The organism is Spirosoma aureum (genome assembly GCF_011604685.1).
Lineage (GTDB): Bacteria > Bacteroidota > Bacteroidia > Cytophagales > Spirosomataceae > Spirosoma > Spirosoma aureum.
On the sequence record NZ_CP050063.1, the window covers coordinates 4804430 to 4829832 of the forward strand.

22 protein-coding genes and 1 tRNA gene are annotated in these 25403 nt (G+C 48.5%); 13 read left to right on the forward strand and 10 right to left on the reverse strand.

Translation table 11 applies throughout. The features are described 5' to 3' along the window. Positions 1-21 precede the first annotated feature (21 nt). The 7 genes from G8759_RS18955 to G8759_RS18985 form a co-directional block, all read right to left on the reverse strand. On the reverse strand, positions 22-1386 hold the full coding sequence (locus tag G8759_RS18955; RefSeq protein ID WP_167210799.1) for an APC family permease: 1365 nt from the start codon (positions 1384-1386) through the stop codon (positions 22-24). Between the two features lie 33 nt (positions 1387-1419). Next, positions 1420-2367 carry a heme-dependent oxidative N-demethylase family protein gene (locus G8759_RS18960; protein ID WP_167210802.1) on the reverse strand — a complete coding sequence of 316 codons (948 nt, stop codon included), beginning with the start codon at positions 2365-2367 and terminating at the stop codon, positions 1420-1422. Positions 2368-2389: 22 nt separating this feature from the next. After that, complete coding sequence (locus G8759_RS18965) at positions 2390-3460, reverse strand: dipeptide epimerase (RefSeq protein ID WP_167210805.1); 1071 nt, start codon at positions 3458-3460, stop codon at positions 2390-2392. Further along, the gene (locus tag G8759_RS18970; RefSeq protein ID WP_167210808.1) at positions 3450-4514 is read right to left on the reverse strand and encodes a DUF1611 domain-containing protein; all 1065 of its coding nucleotides are present in this window, start codon (positions 4512-4514) and stop codon (positions 3450-3452) included. Before G8759_RS18970 ends, G8759_RS18965 begins: the two co-directional genes overlap by 11 nt. A 265-nt stretch (positions 4515-4779) precedes the next feature. Beyond that, positions 4780-5301 carry a DNA-3-methyladenine glycosylase I gene (locus tag G8759_RS18975; protein WP_232073871.1) on the reverse strand — a complete coding sequence of 174 codons (522 nt, stop codon included), beginning with the start codon at positions 5299-5301 and terminating at the stop codon, positions 4780-4782. Positions 5302-5397: 96 nt separating this feature from the next. Continuing rightward, positions 5398-6315 carry a helix-turn-helix domain-containing protein gene (locus tag G8759_RS18980; RefSeq protein WP_167210814.1) on the reverse strand — a complete coding sequence of 306 codons (918 nt, stop codon included), beginning with the start codon at positions 6313-6315 and terminating at the stop codon, positions 5398-5400. 54 nt (positions 6316-6369) lie between these two features. Then, positions 6370-7410, reverse strand: a complete 1041-nt coding sequence (locus G8759_RS18985; protein WP_167210817.1) for an NAD(P)-dependent alcohol dehydrogenase — start codon at positions 7408-7410, stop codon at positions 6370-6372. Between the two features lie 449 nt (positions 7411-7859). On the opposite strand from G8759_RS18985, the gene holA reads away from it, so the two are divergent. The 3 genes from holA (at position 7860) to G8759_RS19000 (ending at position 12090) form a co-directional block, all read left to right on the forward strand. Next, positions 7860-8894, forward strand: a complete 1035-nt coding sequence (gene holA / locus G8759_RS18990; protein ID WP_167219108.1) for a DNA polymerase III subunit delta — start codon at positions 7860-7862, stop codon at positions 8892-8894. 218 nt (positions 8895-9112) lie between these two features. Beyond that, complete coding sequence (locus G8759_RS18995; RefSeq protein ID WP_232073872.1) at positions 9113-11473, forward strand: TonB-dependent receptor; 2361 nt, start codon at positions 9113-9115, stop codon at positions 11471-11473. A 47-nt stretch (positions 11474-11520) separates the two neighbouring features. Next, positions 11521-12090: a hypothetical protein gene (locus G8759_RS19000; protein ID WP_167210823.1), complete on the forward strand. Its 570-nt coding sequence runs from the start codon at positions 11521-11523 to the stop codon at positions 12088-12090. 136 nt (positions 12091-12226) lie between these two features. Here the strand turns inward: G8759_RS19000 and G8759_RS19005 are convergent, their stop codons facing one another. Continuing rightward, entirely contained in the window at positions 12227-13141 is a 915-nt protein-coding gene (locus tag G8759_RS19005) for a pirin family protein (protein WP_167210827.1), read from the reverse strand. Positions 13142-13300: 159 nt separating this feature from the next. Here G8759_RS19005 and dinB point away from each other — a divergent pair, with 159 nt between their 5' ends. From dinB to G8759_RS19025, 4 genes are all read left to right on the forward strand, one after another. Continuing rightward, positions 13301-14380 (forward strand): DNA polymerase IV, encoded by a 1080-nt coding sequence (dinB, locus tag G8759_RS19010; RefSeq protein WP_167210830.1) that lies wholly within the window; start codon positions 13301-13303, stop codon positions 14378-14380. A 180-nt stretch (positions 14381-14560) separates the two neighbouring features. Beyond that, positions 14561-14926 (forward strand): hypothetical protein, encoded by a 366-nt coding sequence (locus tag G8759_RS19015; protein WP_167210833.1) that lies wholly within the window; start codon positions 14561-14563, stop codon positions 14924-14926. Positions 14927-15313: 387 nt separating this feature from the next. Beyond that, on the forward strand, positions 15314-18697 hold the full coding sequence (locus G8759_RS19020; RefSeq protein ID WP_167210837.1) for a fibronectin type III domain-containing protein: 3384 nt from the start codon (positions 15314-15316) through the stop codon (positions 18695-18697). 44 nt (positions 18698-18741) lie between these two features. After that, complete coding sequence (locus tag G8759_RS19025) at positions 18742-19272, forward strand: GNAT family N-acetyltransferase (protein WP_167210840.1); 531 nt, start codon at positions 18742-18744, stop codon at positions 19270-19272. 16 nt (positions 19273-19288) lie between these two features. On the opposite strand, the gene G8759_RS19030 is transcribed toward G8759_RS19025, so the two are convergent. Next, positions 19289-19756 (reverse strand): SRPBCC family protein, encoded by a 468-nt coding sequence (locus G8759_RS19030; RefSeq protein ID WP_167210843.1) that lies wholly within the window; start codon positions 19754-19756, stop codon positions 19289-19291. A gap of 169 nt (positions 19757-19925) precedes the next feature. Between G8759_RS19030 and G8759_RS19035 the strand changes: the two genes are divergently transcribed. The 3 genes from G8759_RS19035 (at position 19926) to G8759_RS19045 (ending at position 22323) form a co-directional block, all read left to right on the forward strand. Then, positions 19926-20246: a hypothetical protein gene (locus G8759_RS19035; protein ID WP_167210845.1), complete on the forward strand. Its 321-nt coding sequence runs from the start codon at positions 19926-19928 to the stop codon at positions 20244-20246. 260 nt (positions 20247-20506) lie between these two features. Then, positions 20507-21577, forward strand: a complete 1071-nt coding sequence (locus G8759_RS19040; protein WP_167210847.1) for a serine hydrolase domain-containing protein — start codon at positions 20507-20509, stop codon at positions 21575-21577. Continuing rightward, a complete protein-coding gene (locus G8759_RS19045) occupies positions 21574-22323 on the forward strand; it encodes an outer membrane beta-barrel protein (protein ID WP_167210849.1) in 750 nt (249 codons plus the stop codon). Before G8759_RS19040 ends, G8759_RS19045 begins: the two co-directional genes overlap by 4 nt. Positions 22324-22563: 240 nt before the next feature. Here the strand turns inward: G8759_RS19045 and G8759_RS19050 are convergent. Then, positions 22564-22637: transfer RNA gene (locus G8759_RS19050), tRNA-Met, on the reverse strand. Between the two features lie 175 nt (positions 22638-22812). Here G8759_RS19050 and G8759_RS19055 point away from each other — a divergent pair. From G8759_RS19055 to rpsO, 3 genes are all read left to right on the forward strand, one after another. Beyond that, on the forward strand, positions 22813-23205 hold the full coding sequence (locus tag G8759_RS19055) for an START-like domain-containing protein (RefSeq protein WP_162384290.1): 393 nt from the start codon (positions 22813-22815) through the stop codon (positions 23203-23205). A 112-nt stretch (positions 23206-23317) separates the two neighbouring features. Beyond that, complete coding sequence (locus tag G8759_RS19060; protein ID WP_167210852.1) at positions 23318-24844, forward strand: LptF/LptG family permease; 1527 nt, start codon at positions 23318-23320, stop codon at positions 24842-24844. Positions 24845-24950: 106 nt separating this feature from the next. Further along, positions 24951-25226: a 30S ribosomal protein S15 gene (rpsO, locus tag G8759_RS19065; RefSeq protein WP_162384292.1), complete on the forward strand. Its 276-nt coding sequence runs from the start codon at positions 24951-24953 to the stop codon at positions 25224-25226. Positions 25227-25403 lie beyond the last annotated feature (177 nt).

Consider the following 25403-nt stretch of genomic DNA (forward strand, 5'->3'; position numbering starts at 1 on the left):
GCTACCAACGTGAACTGAAATTTACGGATTCTCGACCACTACCGGCCTATTTCTGCACCAGAACCAATAAAAGGGAAGACCAGTAGCGATTAACCCCAGACCCGTTAGCGCTTCGCGGGGCTGATTGATAAGCGTCATCAAGACAAGTAACGTACAGCAACTTAAGAAAAATAAAGGTACGATCGGATAACCGATTACCCGATATGGGCGAATGATGTCGGGTTGTTTTTGGCGAAGCAGAATCACGCCAAGAGCAGTGGCCCCGTAAAATATAAACGAGGCAAAAACCAGCATATCGGTCAATTGGTCAAAACTACCCGACCAGACCAGTACAATCGACCAGAAACCCTGAAGTAGAATGGCTACCGAAGGTGTTTTATAACGGGGATGAATACGGGCAGCCGCTTTAAAAAACAGCCCATCACGCGCCATTGCATAAAAGACCCTGGCTGGCATCAGTATAGAGGCATTGGTTGAGTTTGAGGTCGTTACCAGGATCAATAATGAAATGAACGTGGCCCCGGCCCAGCCTGCCGCCTGCCGCACGACTTCGACAGCCGCAATTCTATCAGGTGTGCTGGCAAATTGAACCAGTTTATCAATAGGTAGGACGTATAAATAAACCGCATTCAGGAGTACATAAATGCCAACCACGATACTGGTGCCTACGCCCAGAGCGATCGGTAGATTTCGTTGCGGGGATTTGATCTCTTCGCCAATATAGCCAATCTGGTTCCATCCTTCATACCCCCAAAATGCACCGAGTGAAGCGACAACAAGAGAGCCAAGTAAACTACCACGTACATTCAGAACTGGTTCCTGAACAGGCTGAGTAAGGTGGGCCAGGCTACCTGTCTGGGATTGAAACCCCAGAACAGCAATGATGATGACCGCTACGAATGTCAGGTAAATCAGCGCCCGGCTAAGCCCTTCGGCGAACGATACACCCCGGTAATTGACGAAACTCAAAAAAACGATGAGCGAGCAGGCAATGAGCTTTACGATTAACTCCGAAGAAGCGCCGTGCGTACCTGTAAGCGAGAGCAATGATTGACCGAATATGTGCGCGAGAGCGGCAATCGTGGCTGTGCGCATTACCGTGAAAGCTCCCCAGCCATACAGAAACGCAAACAGGCGACCGTAAATATGTCTGAAATAAACGTATTCGCCCCCCGATTGCGGGAACATACCCGCCATCTCAGCATAGGTTAAGGCACCTGCCAAACTAACAACACCCGCCATCACCCAACAAGCCAGGACCAGTATCGGTGATCCTAACTCAGCCGCCATCGGTGCTACTTTTTTGAAAACTCCAGAGCCAACAATTCCACTGACAACCAGTAAAATGGCTTGGTTAAGCGTGATGCTGCGGGCGAGTTTTGTCATGAAGTTAAGTAAATTTGGTCTGATTATGTTATTTCAACTAGTTGATTTGTAATAACTTGGGTGTATATTATTCAAGTAACGGATTAAGATGGGCAAAAACGAAGTCATTCCTTTATAGTCAATCATTGCGGCTGGAGTCGTGCTAAATACCTGAGCCATTCTTTTGGCTGCGTCGGGCCGTTCTTCTACTTCACGAGCGAGTAAATTCTGATAAGTATGAATGCCGAACAGAATTGCTCCTGAGCGGGGTAACCGGGTAAGTGTCTGCCGTTCAACGCGGACATAGAGTTGTTCTGCGATGGAGTCGATCGTCATGTGGGCACTTTGTTCGGCAAGAAGTTTATCGAGCATTGACGTATGGCGGCTTGTCATGTCCAATTGATCGGTAACTTTCACACTCCAGTTCGCGCGCCAAACCGGGCGGCCTACTGGCAATCGTTCCATAAGCTTTTGGGCGGCCAGCATCATGGGTTCTACAATCGGGACAATGGGTCTGTGAATCTGCCAGAAGGGCAACCCAATTTTCTCATCCAGACACCATCCATTGCCGAAACACAGTTGTCCGGCTACTAGTGTGGCCTCATTACCCGCCAGAATGGTCAGGTCTTCCTGTACCTGTCGGCCTACCCAATCGAGCGGGTCTTTGGGTAATGTTCGCATATCACCGAAGGTAAAGGTTGTTTCCTCGTTCAGGATGCGGTTTTGCCAAAGCCATTGATTACCATTTCGATGAAGCGTAAACGAATCAGGCGAAAACCGGACCAGATTTTGCAGAACCAGCTCCAAAACCTCCCATTGAGCTGGTTCGTGGCCGGGCAACGCCTGATAATAGTAGTGGGGTAACGTGCTCAGCAATTGACGTTTAAGTGTGATTTCGTTTTGATACTGTTGATCGACCTCAATAAGCCAGTCGCTTTCGGGCAACGGATACGTACCCATTTTGTCATTAAACTGCTGGCCAAACGGGAAATAGGGGAGCATTGCTTCGTGTAGGATAAACAGGTTATGTCAGTCGACGTAATCCCAGACCCGCTTCACCAATTGGACGCATGACGCCATTTTCGAGAACAAAACCACCCGAAACAACATCTTCGGCAAGATCCAGACTGCCATCGAGATCAATGTAACGGGTATTTGCACACGCAAAAGCTGCGTGTAGGGCTGCGGTAATGCTGATCCGGCTCTCGTCATTGCAACCCCAAAATAGGGAAATGGTAGCCGATCGGGCAATAGTGGCAATCGCAAGTGCTGACCGAATACCCCCACATTTCATCAGCTTGATATTAAAGATACCAAAAGGTTGGGGGTGTTGAGCCAATTTCAAAGCCGCTTCAGGATTTTTTAGCGATTCGTCAGCCGCCAGTAACCGCCGTATGTTATTGGGTAAACCAAGTAATTCAAGTTCAGTGCCAACCCGTAGTGGCTGTTCGATCAGTTCGATCTGAGCTGCAGAGGTCGCTTTCAGGAAAACGTCCAGTTCGGTTAAGGAATACCCCTGATTCGCATCGACACGGATGGTCAGACTATGCGGAAAACGCTCCCGAAGTTTCAGGATTCGCTCAATATCCTCGGATACGTTCAAACCGGTTTTTATCTTGAGCACCCGAAAACCCTGCTCATAATAGGTGTCTGCTTCAATCAGTGTATTGGCAACATCCATAATGCCGATGGTTACCGATGTCGGTAACGACTGGATTTTCTGCCCGTAAAAGGCGACAACCGGAATGCCCAGAAATTGACAAAAGGCGTCATGCAGGGCAATATCCAGCGCAGCCAGGGTTCCGGGGGCATTCGGAAACTGCTGACTGGCATCATCGAGCAGGATGTTGTATAGCCGGATGTCATGCCCAATGAGCCGGAATATCCATTCACTTTGCAAATTCTGCAAGGCCTGATCTGTTGATTCGCCTACTACTTCGGGCGATGGGTTGGCAGCCCCAACGCCAACGATCCCGTTTGCCAGTTCAATTTCCAGAAAGACATTCTCGACTGTTGAGATAGTCTGATAAGCGATCGTATATGGTTTCGTAAGCGCCAGATCCCGGCAATAGGAGCGGATGGCTTTAATGCGCATGAGCCGCAGTGGTTAGGGTCTGAATAACAGGTACAATAGGTGCTACGCCCTCTTCCAGTGGGAGAAGTACCGGAATACCAAGCTGTTCTGTATATTGCTTCTGGTAAGCAAAGGCTTCGTCTCGACTGCATCCTTCGGTATTGAGGGCGAGGGCAATGACCGTCGAGCCGTAGGCATTGATCAGGTTAATCTCCGTATCAACGGTAGGTATGCGTCCCCAGTCCGGAATATGATCATAATGGGTTCGTTTGGGCGCATGAACCAGCACAGCATACCGGGCATTACCCGAAACCAGAAACTCCGAGCCACAGGGCCCACTGGGATTTCGGAGCGCGGCCTGACCCTCAATCAGCAATACATCGGCGCTCGTTTCGAGCCAGCAGGAAACGAGCGCATGTTCGAGTTCACCCGATACAAAATCGTTGAGGGTCGAATCGACAATGAAGCCGTATTGACCACCCTGAAGCCAACCGGTCTGGCCGGTATAGATCATTTGGGCGTTGATACCCTGCTGGTTACAGGCTTCCCGGATCAGGCGGGTGGTTGTACGCTTGCCAAGAGCGCAATCGGTGCCGATAACCGCGACGATGGGGGCTGTAATCTGGTTAATTTCACCCGTCCAAAAATGAAGGTCCTGCCGGGGTTTAGGCCGCCGTACGTCGATGAGCTGACCACCATACTGCCGGCCCAGCGCAACCAGGTCGGGTTTCTCACTCAGAAATTCATGCAATCCGTTCACCACCGACAACCCCTTTTCCAGACTGTGGCGAATACCGGTGAGCATGGTTTGGGGTAAAACTCCGCCACTTGTTGCCACGGCAACGATCGCATAGGAAACCGGCCCAACTGTCGAAAGTGCCTCATCGACTGATGCAAAAACGGGAATATTCCGGAATATCCCGTCGAGAATGTTACCTGCGTCCTGTCCAGCCGTGGGCATATCGACCACACCCACGATCTGGTAGCGATCCGACCCCCTGATCAGACCGTGAGCTGTTTTAGCATTGGGAGTGGCTAATAAGCCGTCAGTGAGCAGAATTGCCCGATTATTCATTCGATAGATATACGTCAGGTTTGGCTAAAACTATGGTTTTGTTCTTGTAATTGAAAATGATTTGATAGAAAATAAGGAATAAATTAAGATTAGGAAATAATATTCTTTTTGGAGTAACTAATCTGAACCAGAAAGAAAACAATTCCCCGTAACCATGCTGAGCAGCCCTAATCGCATATTACTGGGTTTGTCGCAAGGGTTGACAGAGGAGATTAATAGCATAACTGCGCCCGTTGTAGAGCGGATAATGACTTATTGATTGAGATCAGGCATTCATCCACTTCGGTTTAGCCTCCAGCACGTTTGTATACACCCTACAATCGGATGAGTGGGCACCAGGCAGGAAACCGATGCTCATTAAAAACTCGTTGACGATTTCACCACCCGTAAAGCGGAAGGTCTTTTTGAACAGCTTCACCCATTCCTCTTTTGTTTTAGGGTGATGTAATTCCAGCCACTTTTCAAACGAGCCATGCTCTTCCTGGAGCGTTAGTATGGTTTTTGCATTTTCTATGGCTGCGTTAATTTTCAGTCGATTGCGAATAATGCCCGGATCTGCCATTAATCGTTCCCGGTCGGCATCGGTATAGGCCGCCACTGTTTTCAGTTCAAAATTGTCGTAGGCGATTCGGAACGTCGCTTCCTTTTTTAAGATGGTTTCCCAGCTAAGGCCAGCCTGGTTGATTTCAAGCACCAGCCGGCAAAACAGCTCATTGTCATCGTGAATGGGAAAGCCATACAGATGGTCGTGATAGGCTTTGTGCAGGGCCTGGCGATCGTCGGACATGGAATCTATAGCGCGGCAATAGGACATTGGATAGTTAGTCTGGAATGATTTCAATCGTAAATTTTGCCTTTTCAGGACAACTTATCATATCGTGTTTCAATTAAACGATTGCCGGAATTCAATCGGTGATACGTCGGCCTTACGTTTAAAGATTTTATTGAACGATTGGGGGTACTCAAAACCGAGTTGGTAGGCAATTTCGGCTACCGAAAGATTAGTAGTACTCAATAATTCCTTGGCTTTTTCAATCAACTTGGTATGAATATGTTGCTGCGTATTTTGCCCGGTATGCATGCGGAGCATATCGCTTAAATAGCGGGGCGATACATTCAGTTGGTCGGATAGGTACTGAACCGTAGGCAAGCCGGTTGTTAATGGTTTCTGGCTGTCAAAATAATCGGCTAGTAAGGCTTCCAGCTTGGTCAAAAGGTCGTGGTTGATGGCTTTTCTGGTAATAAACTGGCGGTTATAAAACCGATTGCTGTAGTTGAGCAGCAGCTCAATCTGGGAGACAATCACATCCTGACTAAACTGGTCGATGGACGAAGCCAGTTCTTCCCCAATGCTCTTGAAAACGCCCATGATAATTTCTTTTTCCCGTTCGGAAAGATGCAGGGCTTCGTTGGATGAATACGAAAAGAACCCGTAGCTTTTGATGGTTTTCCCCAGCGGATAATTCCGGATAAAATCCGGATGAATCATCAGCGTAAACCCTTCGTAACTACCCTGTGGTTCCGCTTCTGAAATCAGCTGATTGGGCGAAACAAAACAGAGACCCCCTTCATTAAAATCATAATAATGCTGACCATATCTGGCCTTACCCGTAAAATTCTTTTTGTACGAAATCTTGTACAGATTCGTCATCATCCCCTTGGCTATTTCGGTCGTGTCCGTTTTGATGTCAGCATAATTGCTCAGACTTACCAGGGGATGCAGCGGTTTGGGCAAGCCCAGCGCCTGGTGTAACTCCGAAATCGAGTTGAATATATAGGGTTGGTTCGTTGCTTTTTTCATACGAGTGAACAGGTGCCGGAACGCCCTGAGCTATTCCGGCGAAGGCTTCAACTTTTATAACGTCGCCATATCAATCACAAAACGATACAACACATCTCCTTTTAACATCCGTTCAAAAGCGGTATGAATGTCTTTGATATTGATCAGCTCGATGTCTGAAACAATGGAATGCTGGGCGCAGAAATCCAGCATTTCCTGAGTTTCTGGCAGACCACCGGCTCCTGAACCAGCCACTACTTTATTGCCGGTGGCCAGCGCGAACGAAGGAAGTTGCCAGGGCTCGGCTGGCATACCCACATTGATATACACACCATTCGTTTTGAGTAAACCAAGATACGGATTAATGTCGTGATTGGCGGCAACGGTATCGATAATGAAGTGGAATGAACGTAAAGCCGACTTCATCTGCTCTTCATCCTTTGTGACAACGAATTGGTGCGCACCCAGTTTCTTCGCAGCTTCAGCTTTGTTTGGAGACGTACTTAATACGGTTACTTCTGCGCCAAAAGCTACACCGAATTTCACCGCCATATGGCCAAGTCCACCCAGACCGACAACGGCAAGCTTATGGCCTTCGCCCACCTTCCATTTGCGCAGGGGCGAATAGGTCGTGATGCCTGCACAGAGCAACGGGGCTACAGCGGCAAAGTCGAGGTTTTCGGCTACATGCAGGGCGAAATGTTCGGGCACAACAATGTTATTGGCATAGCCACCGTAGACAGGCTGGCCGCTGTGGTCTAGATTGTTGTACGTCAGCACCGGACTCACGCTACAGAATTGCTCCTGCCCGTTTCTGCACTCTTCACAGGTCCGGCAGGAGTCAACCATCACACCCACTGCGGCACGGTCGCCCTTTTTAAACGTTTGTACGTGACTGCCAACCTGCGAAATGATACCGACAATCTCATGACCGGGTACCATTGGAAAGATACCGGGAAACCATTCATTGCGCGTCAAATGAACGTCGGTGTGGCAAACTCCACAATAAGCAATATCGATCAGTACGTCATGCGGTCCAAGGTCCCTCCGGTCAAAATTCCATGGGGCTAAATTCGTTTCAGCACTTTGCGCTGCATATCCTTTCGAGTGAATCATAACCTTTGTATTAATGAAGAACACAAAGGTCTTTTTTTGCCAGGTGTTGACTGTAGCCAAATTGGGATATGTTGTAGCCAAAATGGATGACTGAGCTGGTTTGCCGTAGCATCCTTACAAGGGCTGATCATGTATTCACTCCGCCCTGAATTCCCGACCACGTCCAATCTGAGGAGAAATGAAGGGGTAGTTAAACGGTCGATCATCGGAAATCTGGTGTGTTGAACCAGCTTGATCGGTTATGTACTCAAGTGAAAAACGAGCGGAAAACAGGTGAGTCTGCCGAAATGAGCTGGTTTTGAATCGTGATAAACGACTGTATATGAGCTAATATGTATAAAGAACCTTCGCAGATTCGATACTGAAAAAACGGCTAATCGCATTACTACAGCATAAATGCCCCCGAACTGTTAATTTTGCGAACCGCTTACCGTAAACCGAATCCCGTTTTGATTGCAGCCGTTGACGCCCTGTTAAAAGATATCCGCAATAAGCGGATTGCTCCTGTTTACCTCATTCATGGCGACGAGCCCTATTACCTCGACCGCATTGCTGAAGAACTCGAAAAGGTGGCCATACCGGTTGCCGAACGTGGTTTTAATCAATTTGTACTGTTCGGAAAAGACACAGATGCGGGGGCTGTGCTCAATTACGCCCGTCGCTATCCGTTCATGGCCGAGCGGCAACTGGTGCTGGTTAAGGAAGCCCAGCAAATGGCCGGCATCGGTGATAAATCAGCGCAGACACTCTTTGAAGACTATGCGCTGAATCCACTATCCAGTACCATATTAATGCTTTGCTATGTCAGGGAAGACGGGAAACCGGCCCTCGACGAGCGTAAAGCCTGGGTAAAGGCGTTTGGCGCGAAAGGCAAGCTATTGGGTGTCAAGAAGCTCTACGACAATAAAATCCCGGATTGGGTCGGGGAATATTGCCGGGAACAGGGAGTCAAGGTAAGCCCCAAAGCCTGTCAGCTACTGGCCGATCACATCGGGAACGACCTCAAACGACTGGCGGGCGAGATTGACAAGATTCTGATCAATCTGCACGTAGGCGAGGAAATTTCGGCCGCTACCGTCGAACGGCTGGTTGGAATCAGCAAGGAATACAACGTGTTTGAGCTTCAGAAAGCACTCAGTCAGCGCGACATCGTAAAAGCCAATCAGATTATCGACTATTTCGCCCGAAATTCGAAAGACAACCCTTTGGTTGTGATCCTGGCGCAATTGTTTGGTTATTTTAGCAAAGTGCTGCTGGTGCAGGCATCCAAAGATCAGACCGACAAAGGACTGGCCCAGCTGCTGGGCGTCAATCCGTTTTTTGTTAAAGATTATCTGACCGCGGCACGTGCCTTCACATTGCCCAAAGTCGCCGATATTATTCATGCGATCCGTCGGGCCGATGCCCAGAGCAAAGGCATCGATACACCCACGATGAGCGAGGGCGACATCCTGCGCGAACTGGTGTTCGATATTTTGCATTAGCCCCTCTTCAATCCGGGATTGGCTGGTCAGAAGGGCTGAAAGCGTATCGAAAAAAGAAATCCTGCACAAAATCACGCAAATTTGGGTGGTGTCATCCCTTTTTCTTAATATTGCAACGTTGTTGCATAAAGATGATTTATCCTGATAGAATTAATCATCGTCGGAGTAGGGGACTGATGCATGATTTGCTAAAACTTTGTTGTGTTGTCTGGCTGTCTATGGGGACCGCTTTCATGGGCCAGGCGCAATCTGGAGCCTGTAGTATCGTATTGACTGGTCGAATTATGGGACTGGACAATCACGCACCACTCGCCGGAGCAACCATATCCATTCGTGGATTGGCAACTGGGACCGTTTCCGATTCGGCGGGAAATTTTCGGATTACGGGCCTTTGTCCGGGTAATTACGTTATTGACTATCAGTTTGTTGGCTATAAAACGAATGTAGCGTCTATTACTGTTAGAACGAATTCTCCAGTCGCACTGGCCCCGGTTACGTTAACACCTGACAATGAAACGTTGAAGGAGGTCGTTGTCACGGAACACCGATCTGAAGCCCAGCAGTTGCTTCAGGTACAAACGGAGCTGGCAGGGAATTCGCTCGATGCAACGCGCGGTCAGTCGCTCGGGGAAAGCCTGAAAACACTACCCGGATTGTATTCGATTCAAACGGGGCCGTCCATCTCCAAACCGGTTATTCACGGTTTATACAGCAACCGAATTCTGACATTAAACAATGGCGTACGGCAGGAAGATCAGCAGTGGGGTAGCGAACACGCCCCGCAAATTGATCCGTTTCTGGCTTCCCGGCTTACTGTAATCAAGGGGGCAGCAAGCATTCGTTACGGCTCCGATGCCATTGGGGGGGTAATTCTTGTCGAGCCGAAAGTGATGCCAACACTACCCGGAATTGCCGGTGAGCTAAACCTGGTTGGCGGTACAAATGGAGGACAGGGACTTGTTTCGGGTCTTGTTGAGCAGGCATTCGGTAAAAAGCTAACCGGGCTGAGCTGGCGGCTACAAGGTACTCTCAAGCGCGTAGGGTACGCAAAGACACCAGAATACTACCTCGAAAACAGTAGTTATCACGAGAATAATTTCTCCGGTACGATTAATTATTCGCGTCAGCATGTAGGTGCCGAGATCTTTTACAGTCAGTTTTCTACGAAAGTGGGACTATTTACCGGTGCACAGGTCGGTAGTCTGGCTGATTTTTATGCCGCTATTGCCCGTCCCGAACCCATAATCCAACCCGGATTTTCGTACGATCTGGGTCGGCCTTATCAGCAGGTGCAGCACGATTTGCTGAAGGTAAAAGCATTTGTCCGGTCGGAACGATTGGGAACCCTTTCGATTACGGTTGCTCAGCAGCAGAATGTTCGTCGGGAGTATGATTTGCAGTCGTTTAGTCGCATAACCGACCCTGAACTCTACCTGAAATTAGTAACGCAGACCGCCGATCTGATCTGGGAGCATCGGGCAATTAAAACCGCAACGGGTGGACAGTTTTCCGGAACGTTCGGATTTAATGGGATCACGCAGGGAAACGTCCGTCGGTATTTATTCCTGATTCCGAACTACCGAAATTATGGCGCCGGTCTTCATGCCATTGAGCGATACGCCAACGACCGCTGGACCCTGGAGGGAGGAATCCGGTATGATTACCGATGGCTCCGGGCGTATTTTCTGGATGAGACGACCAACCTCACTACTGCCAAAACGCGCGACTGGAGCAATTTTACCGTGTCGCTGGGGGCCACGTACCAGGCAAGTCCGCAGCTAACGCTATCTGGCACGATGAGTACCGCCTGGCGTGCCCCGACGGTGAGCGATCTCTATTCCGACGGATTGCACCAAAGTGCCGTAGCATACGAGCGTGGCAATCCAAACCTGAATCCAGAGCAGGCTTACAACATGAATCTGTCTGTCGAATATACCGGCAAGCGATTTTATGCGGATCTGGGTTTCTATAACAACTGGATTAACAATTACATCTACCTGAAGCCCGATTCAGTGCCTATTATTCGGCAGCGGGGCGCGTTCCCGGCTTATTCATACAGCCAGGTTCGGGCAACATTTCGGGGTCTGGATGCAACCATACGTTATAAGCTGACCGATCAGCTGACCATCACGTCGCGAACGTCGCTGCTGTTTGCGTACGATCACACGAACAACGATTACCTGGTCTATATTCCGGCAAATCATACCGATAACGGGTTGCGTTATGATTTCTCAACCACCAATCATGGGCCACTTTCGAATGTGTATGTGAGTGTTACCAGTCAGTATGTAGCCCGGCAAAACCGGGTTCCGACCGTTACGCAACGGCAGGAAAATGGGCAGATCATTTTTACGGGGGATTTTGCGCCCCCTCCGCCCGCTTATACATTGTTTGGAGCCGAAGCCGGTTTCTCCTGGCGAGTGGGCAATCACCCAATGTCCGTCATTCTGACGGGTTCAAATCTGTTGAACCGGGCGTATCGGGACTACCTCGACCGGTTTCGCTACTTCGCCGATGAGCCAGGGCGAAACATCATGCTCAAACTAAAGCTCCCCCTGACGCTTGCCAGCCGTCAATGACATTCTCTTTGCGTCAAATTAGTTTCACATATAACCTGATGTACGTTATGTATCTATTGAAAAAAGCCCTCTGGATGGTGGTTCCGGTTATGCTGGTTGCCGGAGCCTGTAAAAAAGATGAAGAAAATGTTGCCCCAACGGACGATAATGAAGCCATCACGACGGCCACGCTGACATTGACAAACAAAGCCACGCCGACCGATGTGGTAACGGCAACGATCGAAAACCTGAACACCTCCGCCGATTTCAGTAAAGCAACGCTAAACCTGAAAGCCAACACAACCTATTCGGGCGTTGTATCGCTCTATGACAAAACGAAAACGCCCACGCTTGACGCTACAGAAGAAATAAAGGAAAAAGCAAACGAACACCTCTTCGTATATACCTATACGGCAACAAACGGCGCAGCCTCGGCCCTCACCGTTACAATCACCGACAAAGACACGAATCCGGCGCCAGGGCCTTATCCCATCGGATTAACAACGGATTTGAAAACGGGGAATGCCGGAACGGGAAAGCTGAAAGTCGTGCTTCGCCACCAGCCTAATGTGAAAAATGGAACGCCCGCTCCGGGATCGTCTGACCTGGATACCGATTTTCCGGTGGTCATTCAATAATGCACTGCCAATTCGTATGAAACTGCTATAAGTGGGTAATTTTCTGAACATAGTATCGATGGGTAGGTCGCATCGATGCTATGTTCAGGTACCGTTTTTTTGCTGGAGTTGTTTCGTTAATTCGCTCTCCGCCTGATCAGGAAAGGGGCTGGGGCGGAGGAGTTCCGGCGGGTCTGGATCGGTCATCAGGCAGCGGCACAAACTCGGCGTTGTCATTCGGTGGTAACGCAATACGGCCAGCCTGCCAGTCGGCTTTGGCCTGATCGATACGCTCCCGCCGGGAAGACACAAAGTTCCACCAGATAAATCGCTCACCCAGTGGTTCACCTCCTAAGAACATAAGTGTACAGGTTTCGCGAGCAATAAGGACCGGATCAATTCCAGGCGTAAATACCAGAAGCTGTCCGGCTGTATAGAACCGGCCACCCACTTCCACGCTTCCTTTGGCCACATAAGCGCCCCGTTCAGGATAACCCATTGGCAAGCCAAATCGGGTTCCTGCTTTCAGAACGACATGCGTATAAAACAACGGAGAGTGGGTTTTTACGTCATTGTGCAAGCCAAACGCATCACCGGCAATTAATCGCATCCAGATGCCGCCATCGGTATAAATGGGTAATTCCTGTGGCTGGTAATTGGTAAAGCTTGGCGCGTTTTCTTCATCAGCTTCGGGGAGAGCCACCCAGGTCTGGATCATTTCCAGCGTACCACCTGCCAGCATGGACGGGTCCTCGAACCGTTCCGAGTGGGCAATACCGCTCCCGGCTGTCATCCAGTTAACTTCACCCGGCCGTATAATCTGCTGTACGCCCAGACTGTCGCGGTGAGTAACCTGTCCATCAAATAAATAACTCACTGTAGAGAGGCCAATGTGCGGATGGGGCAACACGTCCATGCTGGTCACGCTGGCCGGGTCGAGACTCACTGGCCCACCATGATCCATAAAAATGAACGGTCCGAGCATTCGTCGCAACCGATAGGGGAGAATCCGTCGCACATTGAACCCATTACCTAACGATGCCGGGCGTGCATCAATGACCAGATCTAACATGACAGAATGAGTAGGATTTTGGGTGATCTCAAAAATACGCACTCCCGCGAAACCATGAACCAATCACCGTTATTTTCGTACAATTGCCTCCATTTTTTGTATTTTCGGGACAGGTAAAGCCGTTAACTGACAACTAACCTGACTTCAGTACCTAAGGACGTGGATCAGCCCGACAATCGCAAAATTATTCACATCGATATGGATGCGTTTTATGCATCCGTTGAGCAACGGGATAATGCAGACCTGCAAGGCAAACCCGTTGCCGTTGGCGGTTCCCGACAGCGGGGTGTTGTGGCCGCAGCCAGCTATGAGGCCCGCCAGTTTGGCGTTCGATCGGCTATGGCTTCCTCGATTGCCATTCGAAAATGTCCTGATCTTATTTTTGTGAAACCCCGTTTTGACGTTTACAAGGCTGTTTCGGAACAGATACGGGCTATATTTGCGGAATACACGCCCCTTATCGAACCCCTCTCGCTGGATGAAGCCTATCTGGACGTAACACATAATCTGGTCGATAATCCGTCGGCTACATTGATCGCTCAGGCCATTAAAGCCCGGATCAAGGCGGTTACCGGCCTTACAGCTTCGGCGGGCGTTTCCTATAATAAGTTCCTGGCTAAGCTGGCATCCGATTATCGCAAGCCTGATGGTCTATTCGTCATTAAACCGAATCAGGGGAAATCCTTTGTCGAACAACTGGAAGTCGGTCAGTTTCATGGGGTCGGTCGTGTTACGGCGGCCCGAATGAATGAACTTGGCATTTTTACAGGCCTGGATCTACGCCAGCAGCGTGAAGCCTTTTTGGTTCAGCATTTCGGGAAAGCGGGTCTCCATTATTATTCCATTGCCCAGGCTATTGATCACCGCCCGGTTATGCCCGACCGGGTGCGTAAATCGATCGGGTCAGAAACAACATTTGAGCAGGACCTGACTGACGAGGTTGAATTGTACAAATCATTAGCGCCACTTTTAGAAAGCGTATGGGCTTATTGTGAAAAGACGGGTGTGCAAGGGCGGACGGTTACGCTAAAAGTCAAATATGCAGATTTTCAGCAAATTACCCGCAGTCGAACGATACTGAGTCTGATTCGTGACCCGAACCAATTAAAACAAATCAGCTTTGATTTATTAGCGTCGCTGATCCCAACGCCCAAAGGTATTCGCCTGCTGGGCGTGTCGCTGTCAAGTCTTCGAACCGTTTCCCTGAATAGGGGAAGTCAGTTAGCGCTTGATCTATAGGAAGTGTAAAATGGTCAGCAACTAGGAGTAAACAGGCTCGAAAACAGCTTTTTTGTCAGAATATTTCCTGAAATAGCGATCGATGAGTAGACCAGATGGTAAAAATTAGTTATTTGGCACATTGATTGTTAGCATAAACAGCAATAGGTTTGTCGTGCCAAATCGCTAAAAAGTAAACGTATGCTTACCTTCCCGGACCGAATCAATGTAATTTTTACGGCCCTAGCCAGTTCTCTACACCAATTTTCAAAAGACTATAACCTGCCGTTGGCCTCATTGACCCACTTACTGAACGGAGAAAAGCCGTCAGCCGACTTGTGTCTTATCGAGCAGATTCTGTGCGTAGAGCCACGAATATCAGCCGAATACCTGCTACGCGGTCGGGGTGAACCATTGCTCGAATCCATACCCCCAACGTCCATTTCTGAACTATCGGTTGAGTGGGCCGCAAACTGGTTAGGTGTATTGCCAGCTACTGTATCGGTTCGTCAGGCAGTCATGCCTGCCCAAGAGAAAAATGGGTTCGCCAGGCTGGAATTGTCATAAAACTGAGGGTGAGTCCGCTTTCATACTGAATAATACCCAATACAAGCTAGTTAAATTAGATCGTGTCGCCAACCGGGCTATTCGCCGTTTACGTTGGTGATAAGTCACCACTATAGCCTGAAGAGATTGACAGGTTAAAACCGTAAGGTACGAAACGTTCTGTTTTGTCGGCTAGTACATCCCCTCGTCAAATGTCCCTATATTGATAGGATTTGGCTCCATTTTAACAAGCGACGCGCCTACATTTACACTGAAAATGTAAGCGGTTTTTCTGGGTTTACCCCTACCTCCACAGAACCAGACTGACCGTATCCCATATCCCTAACTGATGAGAATTGCATAGATAAATTAGCCAAGTCCTCCTGCCAATCTGCTACTCCTTAATCCATGAACGTAAAATTTTACCAACAACTTATCATACTGATTGGCTGCCTATTTTGGCTTACCCTTACCCAATTAGTCGTTGCCCAATCGGTCACCCAGCCCGTTCTGCCGTTCTGTGGTACGCCAAGTTTAACCCCTGCTCAGTCCCTCTCACTTGGGCAACTGGCAAGACTGGCGCTGCAACGCAAACGGGCATCGGGTGCTGCCCCAACCGCCATTACCTACGTCCCTATCCGTCCCCACATCGTTCGCCGGAGCGACGGTAGCGCCGATTTCAATCTTACCCGACTCAATCAGGTAATGGCCGTTACCAATAGCTATTACCTGCTCAATGGATTTGGCATCCAGTTTTACTTCGCTGGCACAACGCCTGATTACATCGATGATGACGATTTATACAACGTTTTTCCGTTCCCTGAAGGAAATACGGTCGATGGTCGTGATGCGACCGATGCGCTGAACCAATATTATGTTACCCATTTTACGAACCCCGGTGTGGGTGGATTTGCTCGTTTTCCTTTAGACGACATCGGTACGACCCGTTCATTTATCGGAACAAATGGAGGAGATAGTGATTTAGGCAATCGCCTGATTCCTCACGAATTAGGGCATACGTTTAGTGTGCTTCATACTTTTGGGTATTCCAATGGAGAGTATCCGACTGACGAGTTGGTTACACGAGGAGCCGGAGCCAACTGCACGACGGCGGGGGATGAAATCTGCGATACGCCCGCCGATCCTTATCACATTGCCGGAGCCTATGTTACAGACCTAAATGGCTGCCCGCAATATAATCCGGGCAGTACGGCCCGCGATGCCAATGGGGATCTTTACGCCCCCTCGATCACCAACATTATGTCGTATTACTTTCCGTGTACACACGATTTTACACCGGGCCAGTACGACAGGATGCAGGCTGGTTTGGCCCTTCGGCAGACGCATACGAGCTATTCCCTCTCTCACCCCCCAACGAATGTCGCATCCCCCACGAATGTCGCTGTCTCGCTCAATGGGATTGCCATTACGATAACCTGGCAGGACAACGCTACGAATGAAATGGGTTATTTTGTTGAGCGTTCGTCAACGTCTGCCACCGAGGGTTTTGCCCCCATTGGCGGGGTAGGGCCTGATGAGACCACATTTGTGGATTATGATACCCGGCTCCGCATGCACTATTATTATCGCATTCGTCCGTCCAACAGCACAACCGGCAGTTTGAGTCCAACCGCTGATATAGCAACTCCCCGGACCACAGATCCGGTTACCGGGCTGACAACGACGAACATTACGGACAATACCGCACAATTGAACTGGAACAGCCTTGGCAACAATGTAACCTACGATGTGCAATGGCGGGCGATCGGTAGTACTGGCTGGAACGAACTAGTGCGTCTACCACAAACCTCAGTTACTATTTCTTCATTAAGTGGATATTCTTCGTTTGAGTGGCGGGTGAAAGCGTCGGATCAGGACACCTACTCGGGGCCAGTTACCTTCACCACTCTTTGCCCAATGCCAGTTACGTATTCGTTTAGCGTCATTCCGGCCCGTGTTTCGGCGGCTATTTCCTGGAATGCCTTTTCACCTGCCTCTATCCTTCAGTGGAGGGCTGTCGGTTCGGCTACCTGGAATACCAGCAGTACTTTAACCAACACATCGTCTTACACGCTGACGGGTCTGACGCCGGATACGCAGTATGAATGGCGGGTGCAGGGCGTTTGTTCCGCAACGGCTACCTCAGAATTTACGGACCCACTGACCTTTACGACCTACGCCTGTGTTACTCCTCAATATCCGAGTTCTTCGCCACGAGCAGAAGCTGCGAATTTATCGTGGTTTATGCCGTATAACGAATCAGGTCGAACGTATACCGTTCGCTTTCGACCCGTTGGCACTACCAACTGGACGGCAGTTAGCAGTCTAACCACTACGACCTGTTCGCTGACCGGTTTAGCCAATAATACAACCTACGAATGGCAGGCTAAAAGCGTTTGTTCGGTCACTGACGAGTCGGCGTATAGTCTGTTATCGACATTTACCACCTACTGTCCGGCGGTTCCCATCGGGCTCTCCAGTACACCGACGGCAACCGGGGTTACGCTTGGCTGGGTAAATGCCAATGCCTTGGAGCCGGGTAGTACCATTGAATTGCAATACCGGTCTGTTGGTAATCCAACCTGGAATCTGGTCACCGAAACGGCAAGATATGGGTATTCCTCCCGGCAACTGACGGGTCTTATGCCGAACACAACGTATGAATGGCGGGTACGAATAGCCTGCTCGGCCGCTGCCCAGTCTGATTATACCGCAACAATGATGTTTACGACTGGCTGTTACGCACCTAACCCCAATAACCTCTCAACTGATTTGATTTCGTCGTCGTCCGCACGGTTAAACTGGTATAACCCAACTGATCCCGGTACGCAGTTCGACCTTCGCTATCGGGCGGTCGGTGAGGCAAACTGGGTGACCATCAGCAATGTAAGTAGTGCCACCACAGGAGGAAATTATTCCATTAGCGGATTATCCAATCAGACAACGTATGAATGGCAGATCAGAACCTTGTGCTCACAAACGGAAAGTTCAACGTTTTCAGCTGGCCCCAACTTCGTTACCCAATGTAAATCACCCGATTATCTGACACAGACACCCCTGGTTACATCGGCTTTTTTATCCTGGGGCCAGGCAGGTGTTGATGTAAGCTATGAGGTATTTTATCGGCTGGCAGGCACGTCTGCCTGGACAACTGTGAGTAATCTAACCAGCACCCATACGGTCATTTCCGGGCTGACCGGAAACACCAGCTATGAGTGGCAGGTCAGAAGCCAGTGTACCAACGGTATCAATGCCGCTCCATCGGGCATCAATACATTTACAACATTCACCTGTAGTACACCGTACAATTTAAACGTCACTAATCTGACCATGACGACGGCTCGATTGAACTGGAGCTTTGCCAATGCCGACGCAGGCACACGGTATGAAGGCCGTTATCGGGTGGTCGGTGCAACCGACTGGATCACCCTCTCAAATCTAAGCAGCGATCAGGGGCAGGGTTATTTCGATCTATCCGGACTGGCCATTGATACGCAATACGAATGGCAGATCCAAACGCGTTGTTCATCCACCGAAAGTTCAGCGTTTACTTCCTCTAATACCTTCAAAACACTTCCCGTATGCACCAGTATGTACACCGTTAAAACAGGTTCATGGAATGATGCCAGCGTCTGGTCCTGTGGTCGACTTCCCCTCAGCACGGACCCAGTTCAGATTAAGCATCTGGTAACGGTGCCGAGCAATTATTTGGGTAGTGTCCTGAGCATTACCTATGATGCAGGCCAGAAATTACAATTTAATTTCGGGAGCCGGTTAAAAATGGGGCAGTAATTCCGGAAAAGAGCAATCTTCATAGTGGAAAGTTAAACACCCAAATGGTTGATCATCAATTGACATATCGTACAGCAACTGCTAGTGATATTCCCAACATCGCTCGGCTAACGCTGAAATCGTATCACGATTATAAAGCTGTTTTGACGCCCATCAACTGGGCCAGGATGGAGGCTAATTTGTCAAATGAAAACTTGTACGCGGACTTGCTGGGTAAAGCGACCACATTTGTCTGTGAAGCAAACTGCCGGTTGGTTGGCGTGATATTTTTGATGCCAAACGGCAACCCGACCTCTATTTTTCCCGCAGACTGGAGTTATATCCGATTATTGGGCGTTGATCCAGATTACCGGGGCTTGCGTATTGGCCGAAAACTCACGGAACTTTGTATTCATCACGCGAAGTCAACGGGTGAGATTGGGATAGCACTGCACACCAGTGAATTCATGAATGCCGCCCGGTCAATGTATGAGGAGCTGGGTTTCAGGCAGGCGAAAGAATTACCACCCATGTTTGACAAACGATACTGGCTTTACAAGCTAAGTTTCTCGCCTATTGATAGGGACAATCAATAGGAGGTCCAGGACGACGCTACGATCCAGCGAGCGACTGGTTAGACTCATCTGCCAGTTCTTCAACGCTTTTTTTGATGAGTAAGACAGTCGTTCGCCAGTAAAATTCCAGATGTTTTTGAATTGACTCAGTCGGGAAGTTTTCGATGGAAAGCGCCAATAGTGTCTGGTTATCGATGGGAGTTAATGTAAACTCAAGGATTGAATAATTTTCTGGCTTGTCGGGGAGTCGGGACACAGAACTTAAATGACTGTACCTTAGCTTACGTTCATTATCATATTGTAGGACCATTCCTTTATTTTCAAATGGCACGTGATGAAAACCACGAATGAAAATTGGAGTGTTGATATCCCAGGTCGTATCGACCTCTATTTTCGTTTCAGGCTCACCCAACCAGGTAGCCATTAATTCAGGCTTTGTTAAAGCTGCCCACAGGTCAGCAGGTTCACCATTTATCGAAATCGCCGTTGAAAATTTATCCATCATGAACTGGTTTGAATGCCTGCCAGCAACCCGATCAATTCTGCCGCTCTGACCATTTGTTCTCAGGCTGAATTTCCTGCCGTGGCCTAAAAATAGCCCTAAATGTCGGTTCTACACGGCTTATGCCTATCTTTAAGTGACAATTTTCATTCAACTTATCCCGAAAAAAGCCATGGATGCAAAAGACTATGATTTCGAAGAAAAATGGAAGCAATTCGAAGAATCGGGGAAGGAATTCTCCGGAGCCGTTGGCGCAGTGGCAGGAACATTGATCGGAATTTCCGTATTAGGGCTGAGCGCCCCTGTCATGTATTTTACCCGAAGAGCCGCTGGTAAAGAAGCGACGGAAGCTCTACGGGAAACCGGAGCAAAGGTTGTGGAAAAAACCAAATGGATGAGCGAGTTTGGCCGGTTTACCGGAAAGAAGTTCGGCCCCAAACTATTAGGAACTGTTCTGTTTGGGGTAACCGGCTTGCTTTCCAGTGAGGAATAGGAACTCGATTAGCGGGCAGGTAAGCCTACATTCAGCATGATAAGTATTGCAAACCTTATCTCAATCTGAACTTATTTTAAGTTGTGTAGATCAGGCTGGGCCATACTGGCAACTGGTGCTCATCAGTAGCGGAGGTCAACTTCCTGTTAAATAACGTTAAGGGATAGGGCAACCTTTTTATTACTTCCACGAACGGCTCAACTTTGTGAGCAACTTAAAAGGGAATCATGGGGTGCTTTCGTCTACTTTTACTTATTACGTTGATAATCAGTTTAACGGCCTGTAATCGGTTAAGCAATGATCCTCCGGCAAGCTATACCTATCAGCTTCCCGAACCGATCGCCGATGGTTGGTCCGTTGCGTCGCTCCAGAGTCAGCAGTTGGACCCCAGGTCGATTGAACAGTTAACCGATCAAATTCTGACCGAACAATACCGGAATATCCATAGCCTGCTGATTGTCAGAAACGGGAAACTGGTCTATGAAAATTACTTCAATGGCTACACCCAATCCATTCCCGAGAACATTTACTCGGCAACGAAAAGCATCACCTCGGCATTGGTTGGTATTGCAGTCGACAAACACCTGATCAAGAGCATCGATGATAAAGTAGTCGATTATTTTCCCCAATACACCGATTTGCCGAACCTGACTTCCGCCAAAAAGCAGATATCCATCCGTGATTTGCTAACGATGAGTTCTGGCCTGGAGTGTGCCGATGACGACCCGCAATCAGCGGGCAACGAAGCAACGATGTACCAGTCGCCGGATTGGATTCGCTATACGCTTGGCCTGCCGATGAAAGCGAATCCCGGAACCATGAGCAACTATTGCACCGGGGGCGTTGCGGTATTGGGGGGCATTCTTCAACAGGCGACGGGAAAAACCGTTGATGAATTTGCGCAGGCGTATTTATGGAATCCGCTGGGTATTGGGCCGATTCGCTGGGATCGCATGCCGACCGGTCAGGTTAACACCAGTGGGCGGATGTTTATTCGGCCGCGCGACATGGCGAAACTTGGACAGCTATTTCTGGATAAAGGGAAATGGCAGGACCAGCAGGTACTTTCCGCCAATTGGGTGGACGAATCGACCCGAAAACAGGTCGTATTGCGTGATCAGGAGTACGGTTACTTGTGGTGGCGGAGGCAATTTGTCATGGATGATAAAACCTATCCCGCTTATTATGCGTCGGGCAACGGGGGGCATTTTATTGTCGTTATTCCAAGCCTGAATGTAGTGGTTGTTTCTACGGCAGGGAATTTGAATTCAGGAATCTCGGCGCAGGTATTTCGAATGATCCGGTTCGGTATTCTTCCCGCTTTTTTATGAGTAAGGATGTATTGAATGCACTACTAGTTTATTTATTGATGCTGTTGGCTAACCCGGTTGTGGCTCAGCAGCGAACACAATTCTGGGGACTTACAGCCGGATTTTCTCCCTTACAAATCAAGGATCAGTTCCATTCGGATTATACCTACCGGGGAACCGGATTGGGCCTGCAAGCCTACTATGGGCATAACCGATTGAAAACGCAATGGCAACTCGAAGCTGCTTATACGCGGGCAACGCCCCAGTCCATTGTTTCCCGAAAAGCGTCAACTCAGTTTGTGGATTTGACCTTCGATTACCAGTGGCGGTTGTTACCAGTTAGCCGTCTGGACAATCGTGTTCAATATTTCGGGGGCCTTGGGCTTCGACTGACTAACAACACGACGAATTATTCGCCAGATATGGAGGTTTCGACGATTGTGTCCACAGCAGTTGCCTCATTGGGCGTATCGGCGAAGGCAACCTATCAACTGAGCGCCAGACAGCGCATTCAGGGACAGGCATTTGCATCGATCGTTAGTGCGGTTTATCGTCCGGACTATCCCTATTTTGGACGGGATCAAGTCGCTATCAGCTGGTTAGGGAAGGGGCCATTACTGGATGCTCAGGTAACGTATCAGTATCAATTCCATGAACGATACCAGGCTGTTGGTTTCTACAAACTGACTTATTTCCAATACGATCAACCCCGTCCGTTGGTTGGGTTACGCCAACAGGTTGGAATAGGTATTCAGCGGACATTTTAACGGATTAATTACTGTCTGTTCAAGGTGTTGAAATTCAGGAAAATGGGTAGATGGCTTTGCTGGTCAACTCAGCGATAAAGAAAAAGGAATACAAATTCCCCAGGAATAACTGAATGGTAAGCTTCGGAAATCAGCCAAGTCATGAGGCAGGGCAGGAGCAAGCCTAGGCTGGATTCAAGCATATAAACTGAAAAAGCCCCTATTCGTGAATAATTAGGGGCTTTTTCATGATGACCTGTGTAGCGGGGAGCAGGATCGAACTGCCGACCTTAGGGTTATGAATCCTACGCTCTAACCATCTGAGCTACCCCGCCGGATTTGATTTCACAAAAGTAAGCAAAAAATGGGCTGACGCAAAAAAGTGCGTTGACTTTCGCAAAAAAAATCGTTTACCTTTGCTCAGACCGGGTTGCAGTGAATAGTCGCTACTGTTCTAAAGAGCTGACGTACCGGTCTGTAATCCCTGGTCCTTTTCCTAAATAAGTAGACATGGAGAAATTAAAATTTGTTGCCGAATACGAACTCCGGGCATCCCCAAAAATGCTGTTTCCTTACATTAGCACGGCTTCGGGCTTATCACAATGGTTTGCCAATAAAGTAAATACGATGCCGGAACAACGATTCGATTTTCAATGGGACAATGAGAGTCACATCGCGCGACAGGTTTCGATGCGACAGAATAAAGGTGTTCGTTTTGAGTTTTTAGATACAGCCGAAAACGGATCGGATAACAATTATGTCGATTTTCGGGTCGATCAGTCCGAACTTACCCAGTCTACATTTCTACGGATAACCGATTATTCCTCAACGACCGACGAAGACGAACTCCAGGATCTTTGGGATGGTTTAATGGATAAGCTCAGAGAAATTGTTGGTAGTTAATAGTTGTTAATGAATAATGAGAAAGGAACCGTACAGCAGGAACTGAGCGTATACTAGAGAAGCCAGTAAAACATTACCTGCCTGTTTTCGGGTACAATCATTAGACATTAGAATGAAGAAAATAGATAAATTAGTACTCAATTCGTTCTGGGGACCGTTTTTTCTTACACTGGGTGTCGTCATTTTTATCTTCCTGATGCGACTCCTGATGTTCTACATAGACGATTTCGTTTCGAAAGACCTTGATTTAGCAACATTCGGTCGTCTTCTTTTTTACTTTTCCCTGCTAACGATTCCAACCGCACTTCCGCTGGCCGTTCTGCTCTCTTCGCTGATGACGTTTGGTAATCTTGGCGAATTTTTTGAACTGACAGCCATGAAAAGTGCGGGCATTTCACTCACCCGTGCCATGCGTCCGCTGCTCGTGGTTGCTGTTGGCATTAGTTCATTTTCATTCTGGTTCAACAATAGTGTATCGCCCTGGGCTAATCTCAAGGGATATAGCCTACTGTATGACATTAAAACGGCCAAAGCTACGCTAAGTCTAAAAGAAGGAATTTTTTATAATGACCTGCCGGGCTACAGTATTAAAGTTGATCATAAGGTCAAAACCGGTAAAGAAAGCACCACCGGTGATTTACTAAAAGGACTGGTTATTTACAAGCATCCGACAAATGGCCTTGAAACTGGTAATCGGGAGATCATTCTGGCAGATTCGGGGCGGATGTATACCGATAAGGATCGGACATACCTCGTTTTTCAACTGTTCAATGGAAATGATTATCAGGAGTATTCGGGAAATGGAACGGTTAGTTACGCCAGTAATGGCACACCCGTGAAAGGAGCCGAATTTGTTCGGAATGGATTTAAAGACTATCGGCTCGTCATCAGTTTAGAATCGTTCGGCATTAAACGCACGGACGAAAATCAGTTCGAGTACCACGAGTACATGAAAGATTTGAAGCAACTCTCGGACCTGACCGATTCGCTTCGAAAAGATTATAGAAATACGAGCCTGAGTGTTGCCAATACATCGCGACAGTATTACAACTATCAATTTAAAACCAACGTCACCACAAAGCCCGCCGTTGTGGTGAAAGACGGTAAATGGATCGATTCATTACTGAAAAAACAGAATCTTGCTCAGCCCGACCTTGCTCAGGCGGCTTATAGCCAGGCGCAGAATATCCTATCGTATGCCACTTCGAATGTGAACTACCTGACGGAGAAAGAAAAAAATGTCTGGAAATATCAACTGGAGAGCAACCATAAATTTACCCAGGCCATTTCCGTTTTTGTTATGTTCCTGATCGGTGCATCGATGGGCGCTATAATAAAAAAAGGCGGCTTTGGCTTGCCAGTTCTGGTATCGATCGTCTTCTTCATATTTCTTTATGTACTGACACTCACGGGCGATAAATACGCTAAAGATGGCCTGATCTGGGTGCCACTTGGTGCCTGGATGGCTAACCTGGTGCTGTTTCCAGTGGGGCTGTTCCTGATGCAGCGCGCCCGTCATGACTCACGTCTGTTCGATGGCGACGTGTATCGTATCGCCTGGGAGCGGGTAAAGCAGAAATGGGCGACCTACCGGCTACAGGTTCAGGAAGCACGCCTGAAGTCGTCAAACAACGGGTAATTTCACGACTCTAAACTTTTCAGGGGCAGCCTACTGGAAGCTGTCTGTTTTTTTACTATCTTTGCACCCAAATTCAAATTTTGTAATTTTATTTAGCTGTCTGAAGATGTATCTAACGACCGAAAAAAAACAGGAGATCTTCTCCACCTCGGGTCACGCCAAAAGTGCTGGTGACACCGGGTCGGCCGAATCCCAGATCGCGCTGTTCACGTACCGGATCAGTCATTTGACCGAGCACCTGAAAGTTCACAAGCACGATTACGGCACCCAATTAGGTCTTTTAAAATTAGTCGGTAAGCGTCGGCGTCTGCTGAACTACCTGCAACAAAAAGACATCACACGATACCGGGCTATTCTGGCCGCGCTGGGTCTGAGAAAATAATCGGACCACGCACTAAAAAGGGAATCTGCTAAACAGTAGATTCCCTCATTTTTGTGGTTTCTTTAGTGAATTAGTGATTGCTGTTGTGAAAGCGGTTAAGGAAAGAGTTTAATAAAGAGGTTTAAGTACAGAACGGGATTATCTCGGTCTGACATAGCGGTAAAGCTGTAAGAGGGC